8 protein-coding genes are annotated in these 9,039 nt (G+C 42.9%); 3 read left to right on the top strand and 5 right to left on the bottom strand.

Going from position 1 to position 9,039, the window contains the following annotated elements:
- Positions 1 to 14 precede the first annotated feature (14 nt).
- Entirely contained in the window at positions 15 to 2,432 is a 2,418-nt protein-coding gene (locus tag H6G92_RS25875) for a sucrose synthase (RefSeq protein WP_190897167.1), read from the bottom strand.
- A gap of 318 nt (positions 2,433 to 2,750) precedes the next feature.
- Here H6G92_RS25875 and H6G92_RS25880 point away from each other — a divergent pair, with 318 nt between their 5' ends.
- Together H6G92_RS25880 and H6G92_RS25885 are read left to right on the top strand one after the other, a co-directional pair.
- Entirely contained in the window at positions 2,751 to 2,981 is a 231-nt protein-coding gene (locus H6G92_RS25880; protein ID WP_190897168.1) for a hypothetical protein, read from the top strand.
- 37 nt (positions 2,982 to 3,018) lie between these two features.
- Positions 3,019 to 3,336 carry a HetP family heterocyst commitment protein gene (locus H6G92_RS25885; RefSeq protein WP_190897170.1) on the top strand — a complete coding sequence of 106 codons (318 nt, stop codon included), beginning with the start codon at positions 3,019 to 3,021 and terminating at the stop codon, positions 3,334 to 3,336.
- 215 nt (positions 3,337 to 3,551) lie between these two features.
- On the opposite strand, the gene H6G92_RS25890 is transcribed toward H6G92_RS25885, so the two are convergent.
- From H6G92_RS25890 to H6G92_RS25900, 3 genes are all read right to left on the bottom strand, one after another.
- On the bottom strand, positions 3,552 to 3,935 hold the full coding sequence (locus H6G92_RS25890) for a beta-lactamase hydrolase domain-containing protein (protein WP_190897188.1): 384 nt from the start codon (positions 3,933 to 3,935) through the stop codon (positions 3,552 to 3,554).
- A gap of 239 nt (positions 3,936 to 4,174) precedes the next feature.
- Positions 4,175 to 5,608: an ATP-binding protein gene (locus H6G92_RS25895; protein ID WP_190897172.1), complete on the bottom strand. Its 1,434-nt coding sequence runs from the start codon at positions 5,606 to 5,608 to the stop codon at positions 4,175 to 4,177.
- Positions 5,609 to 5,616: 8 nt separating this feature from the next.
- A complete protein-coding gene (locus H6G92_RS25900) occupies positions 5,617 to 5,985 on the bottom strand; it encodes a response regulator transcription factor (RefSeq protein ID WP_190897174.1) in 369 nt (122 codons plus the stop codon).
- On the opposite strand from H6G92_RS25900, the gene H6G92_RS25905 reads away from it, so the two are divergent.
- The gene (locus tag H6G92_RS25905) at positions 5,977 to 6,138 is read left to right on the top strand and encodes a hypothetical protein (protein WP_190897176.1); all 162 of its coding nucleotides are present in this window, start codon (positions 5,977 to 5,979) and stop codon (positions 6,136 to 6,138) included. The two genes, H6G92_RS25900 and H6G92_RS25905, sit on opposite strands and share 9 nt — an antisense overlap.
- 52 nt (positions 6,139 to 6,190) lie before the next feature.
- Here the strand turns inward: H6G92_RS25905 and H6G92_RS25910 are convergent, their stop codons facing one another.
- Complete coding sequence (locus H6G92_RS25910; protein ID WP_190897190.1) at positions 6,191 to 8,911, bottom strand: PAS domain-containing hybrid sensor histidine kinase/response regulator; 2,721 nt, start codon at positions 8,909 to 8,911, stop codon at positions 6,191 to 6,193.
- Between the last annotated feature and the right edge of the window lie 128 nt (positions 8,912 to 9,039).

The following is a 9,039-nucleotide window of genomic DNA, read 5'->3' on the forward strand; positions in this document are numbered from 1 at the left end:
AGCGTCATTACAAATTACAAATTAGTCCCCATGTGCTTTTCCAAAATCTTTTCGGCTCTAGGTTTATAAATAAGATGAAATAAGGTTTCCATATAGCGATCTCTGGCTTCGTTATTTTCTGGAACCACAAAATTCCAAAAACTAAATATCTTAGCTAGCAGTAGTAATTGATTACTATGTAAATGCCAATTGTATCTATTCTGAATTCGCTGACTCATCCATTCTGAGACTTCGTGCCAATGTTCAGGATGAGTATCACATTGTTCAAGGAAATCTAAAATTTTCTTTGCTGTTCCTTGTAAGTCTGTAGGATTAAGATTAAATCCATTTTCTTGGTTTTCGATAATTTCTAAAGAGCCACCAAATTGAGTAGCGAAAGTTGGCAAGCCGGAAATCATCGCTTCCAAAATGCACCGACCGAAGGATTCAAAGCGGGCAAAGTGGACATAAATTCCCTGAGAATCTGCAACTACTCGGTAGGTTTCACCGAGTTCACTGCTAGGGATACGCATTCCCAACCAGCGAATCTTGCCATTGAGATGATATTGATCGATAATGTCGTGGAGTTTTTGAATTTCTTCTGCTTCTTCTAGGTTTGTAGCTTCATGTGGATGCAGTTTACTACTTAAGAGGATCAGATTACAACACTCTTGCAACGCCTGACTTTGACCAAAGCATTCAGCTAACCCAGTGAGATTTTTGATTGAGGTGATGGGAGCAAGGGCAAAGATTGGTCGCTTATTAAGGTGATCTAAATGTCCAAAGATTTGGGGGTCTTCGCGGCTAAAGAGTAAATCGTGGACTTGGATGCAAAGTTTAGAATCTCGGTCTTCTTTTCGGCTATAGGGAAAGAAAATATTTTCATTTACTCCCGGCGGCACTAAGTTGAATTTAGGACTAAACAAATCAATCCCATCAACCACATGATACAACTGCGGCATTGTAAAGCACTTGTACGACTCGTATTGCCCTACGGTGTCGGGTGTGCCGACAATTTCTTGGTAGGAAGATGTAATGATAAATTCGGCTGCATTCATGCTAATCAAATCGGCAGTGAATTGTACCGAGAAGTGATATTGGTCTTCTAAATCTTGCCAATATAAATTACTAAATAGATATTTAGGTTTTTCCAAGGAATGGGCAATGTTGCATTGGGTAACTTTCATCCGGCGAGATAAAAGAAAAGCTACTAAGTTACCGTCGCTGTAGTTGCCAATAAGAAGATTTGGTTTGCCTTGGAATTGGGCTAGTAATTCTTTTTCTGCATCTAGGGCAAATTGTTCTAAATAGGGCCAAATCTCAAATTTAGAAATCCAATTGTTAGTAATTTCGGGATTGAATTCACCAAAGGGAACGCGCAATATCCAAGCATTTTCAGTATCTTGAACTTTTTCTAAGCGCAGGTTGCAAAATGTCCCTTCACAGTTAGGGATTAGCCGAGTGAGAATAATTATATGGGGTTTAATACCCAGCCCGTCAAGACCGGCGAGTTTGATTTGTTCACGCAGTTCGTTTTCTAAGCTGCGGGCTTGTTCGAGGACGTAGATAACTTGACCGAGTGTTTCATCTCTTCCCAAAACATCTTCCTGTCCAACCCAGCCGTGGATGGAAATCAGGACGACGCGAAAGACGGCGGGGACGCGGGCTACAAATGCTTCTAAAATGCCAGGTTCTGGAGAGTAAATGAGTCGGTCGAGGAGTTCTAGGGTTTCGGAGACTCGCGCCGCAGTGTTACCCCAACCCGGCTCAAAGCCGAGTTCTTGGAGAGCAAAGCGGAATTTTTCATAAGGTTCATCAGGCGATCGCTGATTCAGCAATTTGAGTGCTAGCTTAATTTGTTTGGCTAGGTGAATCCCTGAGGGAATGCGATCGCTCAACAACAGGCGAATTCCATCGTGTTGCAGCCCCTGTAATGCTTGAAATAACATTTCTAGCCAATATTGGGGGTCAGCCAATAATTGATTGCACAGGTAACGATTAAGGAAGGCTAAACCTTGACCAATATTTCTGGGGTCGTCAATTCTTGGGGAACTTTCGTAAAAGGGGTGGAGGTCGATTTCGAGAATGTGGGGTTGGTAGCGATTGACTAAGCGATCGCTCACATCTAGCAGCGCTTGAGGCGTCATCTGCTCGAAACTACTAAAATCGGCTGTCAGTTGCCAAACTTCCTCGCTAGCAATCCTGGGACGAACTACGAACCAGGTACTTTCGTCTTCGAGAATTATTTCGTGGGTGTACTGGATCAGTTTACCAACATCAGAAGAGTAATAAAAATAAGCTGGCTTTTGGGATTGATGACAGTAATCGGCAAAGAAGAGCAAAATCTCATTTCTTAGGAAGTAACGCTTCCCTGAAGCACTCAACGCATAAATTAACTGACGTAGAGCAGTTTTTTCATCACCGTTGAAGACAGCTTGAACTAGTTCATACATGATGACGAATTCCAGAACTTTAGCTAGGTCACGACCTCATATTTTTCTCCAGTTCTGTGAGGCACATTTCCCCTTTAATGCTATACAACCATGAAAACCCCTCGCTTCTAGCTCTGGGATGAAACGCTGTGAGGACTTCAAATCTATGGGATGAGAGAGATCAGGAAGTTGGGGGAGTGCGAGAACCTAATGCCCAATTCAAACAAAAAACTGCCAATTTGGCTGAAATAGTGGCAAAGAGAGATTATTCTATGTATATAAGTTAGTTCTTAATCAGGCATAAAACACTATTCCCGGTCAAGCAGTACAGTGAAATTTGTGCGATACCTTCTCTACGAGAGGCTACGCCAACGGTGGGCTACGCCAACGCCAGTAGAACATCACCCTATAAATAAATTAAATCCAGCAAGTTTTAGCATAATCAAACCAAATGTAAGCAGATTAAAGGCTGGTAAAACAGTCACTGCCAAAATTATCATCTGTCGTCGTTGTATTGCAGATATACTGTTCAACCCAATTCAGGAAACAGAATATTGTGGGATAAACTGATACACCTCGATTTAGATAAGTTACATCAGGGTTAGCTATGAACTACCAAATTTCTTCTTCTCAGAAAAATTTTCAAAAAGCCATTAGTCCAGAACAATTAGACCAAGTTATGGAAGCCATTTCCGATGGTCGATATTCCTGGGCTTGTGTACTGATTTTACGTTTCGTTGGTTACAATCCACTACATTTCATTCCCCAGCGGACTTACAGTCGTTTAATCAAAGACAATAACCATCTTCCAAACTCGCCTGCATCTACAACCAATCAGAACCAAGTAAATACTAAATCCTCTGTGACTAGCTCTAGTGGTCAAGCATCTTCTCAAGTTTTAAATATGCTGAAAAATTTAAATTAATAATTTAATTTAAAAACATGACATGAGTGCCTAATGCACCATATTATACCATTTTGCAAAAATCCTGATACATATAGATTTCTCGTAAGGGCATGGCATTGCCATGCCCTTACCAGCGTATTTGTATCATGATTAAAGTGAAATGGTATAATACCATTTCACAAAATCTTGAATATAGATTAGATTCCCGTGGGGCGCACAGATGTGTTGACGTACTATATTAAGCCTAAGGTAATAACTTTTTGCAGCGCTTTTTCAAATGTTATGCCCTGTTTGATGGCGATATACAACAATACAATTGCGGCTGAACGAATTGAATTATCACAATGTATCAGAGTGGGTTTGGGTAATTCAGTGATGGTCTGATATATCTGAAGCATACCTTCATTATTAATGTCTTCAATTTTAGTTGGCAGGTTAAGGTAGTACAACCCCAAAAACTCAGTTTTCTCCTGTTCATTAGCCAGCAAGCCTATTTCGTCGGGCAAACGTAGGTTTAATATAGACTTGTAACCCTCGCTAGCTATTTGTTCTAGCTGGTCTAGTGTAATTTGTCCAGCGATCGCTAACTCATCATTAATCTTCCTAACAGTATTCATCAGCTGGATTAACCCCATTTTGCCGATTTTGCCCACATTCTAAATTTAGGCAAATAATTTGAGGAACTTGTGAGGAAATCATCGAATTAAAAGCGATTAGGAACTTCCAGAAATTAAATTATCCAATTTCTGGACTTCACTACGACTATCCCTCCCCCTGCTCCCTGCTCCCTGCCCCCTGCCTCTATAGCGATGGTATATTTTTTTATTTGGAAGTTCCTTAGGAAATGGGGCATGGGTCATGGGTCATTTGCGATCGCTTTTAGCGGTAGGCAAATCTTAAAAGTTGCGCCCTGACTGGCGACGCTGTTGGCTGTAATGCTGCCTTTATGGGCTTCTACAATGCGCTTGGCGATCGCTAACCCTAGGCCGTTACTATTGCCTTTACGGGAGGGGTCTGTTGTATAAAACTGCTCAAAAATTCGGGGCAAATCACCCTCACTAATACCTGTTCCCTGGTCTTGAATTTTTACAACTGCTTGCTTACTCTCGCTATACCCAGAAATAAAGACTAAAGAATTGGGTACTGAATGTTTGATAGCGTTGTCTAGCACATTTAAAATAGCTTGTAATAGCCGCTCTGGATCGCCTTCTAGTTGTAGGTCAACTACGTTTAGGCGCACAGATACGCCAATGGCTTGCATTCGAGGTTCCATCGCGCTGACAGCACGGTTAATCAGACCGCGCAGTGAAAATGTCTGCTGTTCGAGTTGAGTAACTCCTGCTTCCAAGCGTCCGAGATCCAGCAGATCATGAACCAGTCGTGCTAGGCGTTTGATTTCGTTCTCAATAGTTTGAAAAAAGCGATCGCGCAATTGCGGTTCTTCGTATGCGCCACTTCTGAGCGCATCTATCGTTACCTGAACGTTGCTGATCGGTGTACGGAGTTCGTGGGAGACATTTGCTAAAAAAGCCCGGCGTTCTTGATCTAGCGAAGCCAACCGTTCACTCATTCGGTTTAACTCTGCGGCCAACTGATCTAACTCATTGTTTTCATGGATAATCAGCTTGTCACCAAAATGACCACTACCTAAGCGAATCGCAAAGTTCCGCATAGTTTCAATTGGTTTTGACAGACTCCGAGCAAAGCGAGTACTGATTAGCGCACATAGCAAGATTGTCAGCGCCAGCGTTCCCAAAACACTCCAAATCACCCTAGCGAACTGACGCTGAAGCTGATCTAAAGTGATGGACATTCGCAGCACACCTAAAAACTGACCGTTACGCACAATTGGTCTGGCGATGTAGAGGCGATCTTCAGTTGATAAAATTCCTTTTGCGACCCCTTGTCCCGAACGATTTTGCAGAGCTTCCCATACTCCGGGAACTTTGTACCAGTCTTTAACCTGTTTGTCTCGCTTTGGGTCAGAAGTTGCTAAGAGACGACCTTGTTGATTAAAAATACGAAGTGTGACAGTTTGTGGTGCCCCATACCGCCGCACCAATAATTCTACGCGTTGCAGATTATCTACCTCTAAAGCATCTGCTGCACTTTCGCTCAAAGCAGCTGTCCAGTTATCCAAATCCATTTGCCGCGATCGCATAAAGTAGGCATGGAATGACCATAGGATATAGCCTGCCATCAAGGAGGTTCCCAAGGTGATCAGTAACAGGTAAGTGGCTAGCAATTTAGCATGAATGGAATTTAATTTGATGCGAGGCAACCAGCCCATCTTTAATACTAATCCCCAGAACGACGGCGCAACACTGCTTTTATCCGTGCCAGTAGTTCACGGGTGTTGAATGGCTTGGTGACATAATCATCTGCTCCTGCTTCCAAGCCCCAAATTTTATCAATATCTTGATCTTTTGCTGTCAGCATGACTATGGGAACATCCGAAAATGCCCGAATTCGCCAACAGACTTCCATGCCGCCAACCTCCGGCAGCATGAGGTCGAGCAAAATTACATCCGGTACTTCCTTGTGGAACTGTTTGATCGCACTATGTCCATCTGCTGCCGTTGTCACTGTATAGCCTTCTTTTTGCAGCGTGTAAGTTAGGCTTTCGCGTAGAGGTGCTTCATCATCTACTAGTAATATATGCGGCATTTTGCATTAGTATATAGTCCAGGATTAAGTCCTAATTTTACCTTGTCAATGATCCGCTTTTCTGCCATCCATCTCAGGAGACAAAGATTGGCAGGCAAGGCAGCAGGAGGCAGGGTAAAACGTGACAAAATTACCTCATTGCGATCGCAATGAAAAGCAATCTCAAACATTGATTTTAGAGTATTCCGAATGAGGTGTAGCGCTACTAGCCTCTGAATAGGTGGTGTAAACTTTTCAATAATTCTCTGGCCGTATAAGGTTTTGATAAAACTACTTGCACATTAGCATCAGCAGCTTGAGCAAAGACTTCCACTGAGTTAAGTCCGCTACAGGCAATAATTTGAACCTGCTTGTTCATTCTTTGCAAGGTGCGAATAGCGGTGATTCCGTCCATCTCTGGCATCATTATATCCATCACTACGGCATTGATTTGATGCTTGTGTTGGGCATATAGTGCGATCGCCTCTATGCCATTACTGGCAACTAGTATTCGATAGTTATGGTTTTCTAGGATGATTGTGGCAATCTCCCGAATTTGGGCTTCATCATCTACAACTAAAATCAATTCTCCCTCTCCTGGGAGCAGATCCTTGTCTTCTATTTTGAACGCTTGAGTTGCTTCCACTGCTGGTAAAAACAGGTCAAATTTGCTGCCTCTATCAACATTACTAGACACTTTGATAAAACCATCGTGGCTTCTAATGATGCCAAGCACTGTTGAAAGACCGAGGCCTGAATTTGTACTTACCTCTTTTGTAGTAAAAAACGGCTCAAAAATTCTATCTAATATTTCTGGTGGTATGCCAATTCCGTTATCGGCAACCGTAATCATAATATAATGCCCAACTTTAGCATCGAGGTTCATTCTGGTATAAGCTTCATCAATAAACTTATTTTCGGCAGAAATTTTGATATTGCCGCCATCTGGTAAAGCATCGCGGGCATTTAATACCAGATTCATCAGCACTTGATGCAGTTGTGTGGTGTCCCCCATGACAGCCCAAATGTCTTCTGAAATCACTGTGGAAAATTCAATAGATTTGGGAAATGTCTCTTTAGCAATTTGGATAATTTCTGAAATCAGGTACTCGACTTGGATAATTGTCTGCTCTCCTTTGAATCCTCGCGCAAAGGACAAGACTTGCTTCACTAAAGCTGCTCCGCGTTTGGCGTTGGTTTCTACAAGTGCCAGCAGTTGTCCAGAACGCTCCTCGTTTTGGAAAAAATTTCCCTGTACCAATTGAGCCGCTGCCAAAATTGGTGTCAATATATTATTCAAGTCGTGGGCAATACCACTTGCAAGGGTACCAAGGCTTTCCAATCGCTGGGTGCGAAAAAACTGCTCTTCGAGTTGTTTCTTTTCGGTGATGTCAGTGTCAACAGTCAGGATAGATTTGGGTTCTCCCGCAGAATTACGCATCAATGTCCAGCGGCTTTCCACAAGAATTTTCTTACCAGATTTCGTAAATTTACATAACTCACCTTGCCACGAGCCACATTCAATTACGCTTTTTAGCGGTTCTTCTAGTTGGTGCTGAGTTCCTTCTGGGTAAAAAATCTCGTGGAGGTTTTTTCCGATAACCTCTGAAGAAAGCCAACCGTACATCCGCTCTGCACCTTTATTCCAGAATAAAATTTGAGACTGGAAATCTCGAACTAATATGGCATCAGTGGCAATATCAAGTAGAGCGGCTTGTTCGAAGATTTTTTGTTCTGCCAGCTTGCGCTCAGTGACATCCCTATTTGTGCCGATCATCCGAATCGGTTGACCGATTTCGTTATAGTAGACCTGACCTTTGCAGTTTAACCAGTGTAGGCTGCCATCGGGCCAGACAACTCGATATTCTGTAGATCCGTTTCCTTCTTCAATCATGCGATCTCTACTCGCAACCACAGATTCGCGGTCTTCTGGATGGATTAAATTGAAATAGTCTTCAACGGTTGGACACAAGGTAGCGTTCGGTAGACCATAAAGTGGCCCCATATTGGCAGACCAAATACAAGTATTGGCAATCAGGTTCTGATCCCATATGCCCATTTGGGCTGCTTCGGTAGCTAAACTCAATCGCGCTTCACTTTCTTGCAGTGACTCTTCGGCCAGTTTGCGTTCGGTGATATCTTCGGCGATGCCACCATAGTACTGAACTTTTCCTTGGCCATCATAGATAGCAAAGCCCCGATCCCAGATCCAGCGCATCGATCCATCAGGTCGCAAAATTCGATATTCTAGTGAAATGGACTCATCAATAAACTTTTGCTTTGCTGCAATAGTCAAGCGATCGCGATCATCTGGATGAATGGTGTCTATCCAGGACTCAGGGTGCTCCAATAGACTTTGGCAAGAGCGACCCCAAATTTTTTCATAAGCAGGATTAACGTACAAGGTTAGGAATGAATCTAGGTTGGCAATCCAGATAACTGCGTGGGTGTTTTCGGCATAATTGCGAAATTTCTCTTCACTTTGGCGCAGTGCCTCTTCTGCCAGTTTGCGCTCGGTGATATCTTCGGCAATGCAACCATAGTAGTCAACTTCTCCTTGGTCACCATAGACAGCAAAGCCCCGATTCCAAATCCAGCGCATCGATCCATCAGGTCGCAAAATCCGATATTCTACTGAACAAGATTTAGTACTAAGTAGTTCCTCTACTGATTTGGTGACGCGATCGCGATCGTCTGGATGAATTGCATCTAGCCAAGAGTCTGGCTGGTCGTAAAGACTTTGGCAAGAGCGACCCCAAATCTTCTCATAAGCAGGACTAATGTACAAGGGATGGAATGAATCTGGACTAGCAATACTGATGATGACCTGGGCGTTTTCGGCAAAACTGCGAAATTTGTTCTCGCTTTGGCGCAGTGCTGTTTCTGCAAGTTGGCGTTCGTGCAGCGCTGCTTTCTGTTCGGTAATGTCTCTGCCTACGCCTTGTATTAGACTTGTCCGAAAACTCCAAAGCCAGACTGTTCAAAGCTTTGGGGCAAAACTTTGATATCTTCGTAAAAACGGAGGCATAAGGCTTTGAGATAGTTAGTGATAGTTTAGAGACATAAAAATTAACT

Origin of the sequence: Nostoc foliaceum FACHB-393 (assembly GCF_014698505.1) — a bacterium.
Taxonomy (GTDB): domain Bacteria; phylum Cyanobacteriota; class Cyanobacteriia; order Cyanobacteriales; family Nostocaceae; genus Nostoc; species Nostoc foliaceum_A.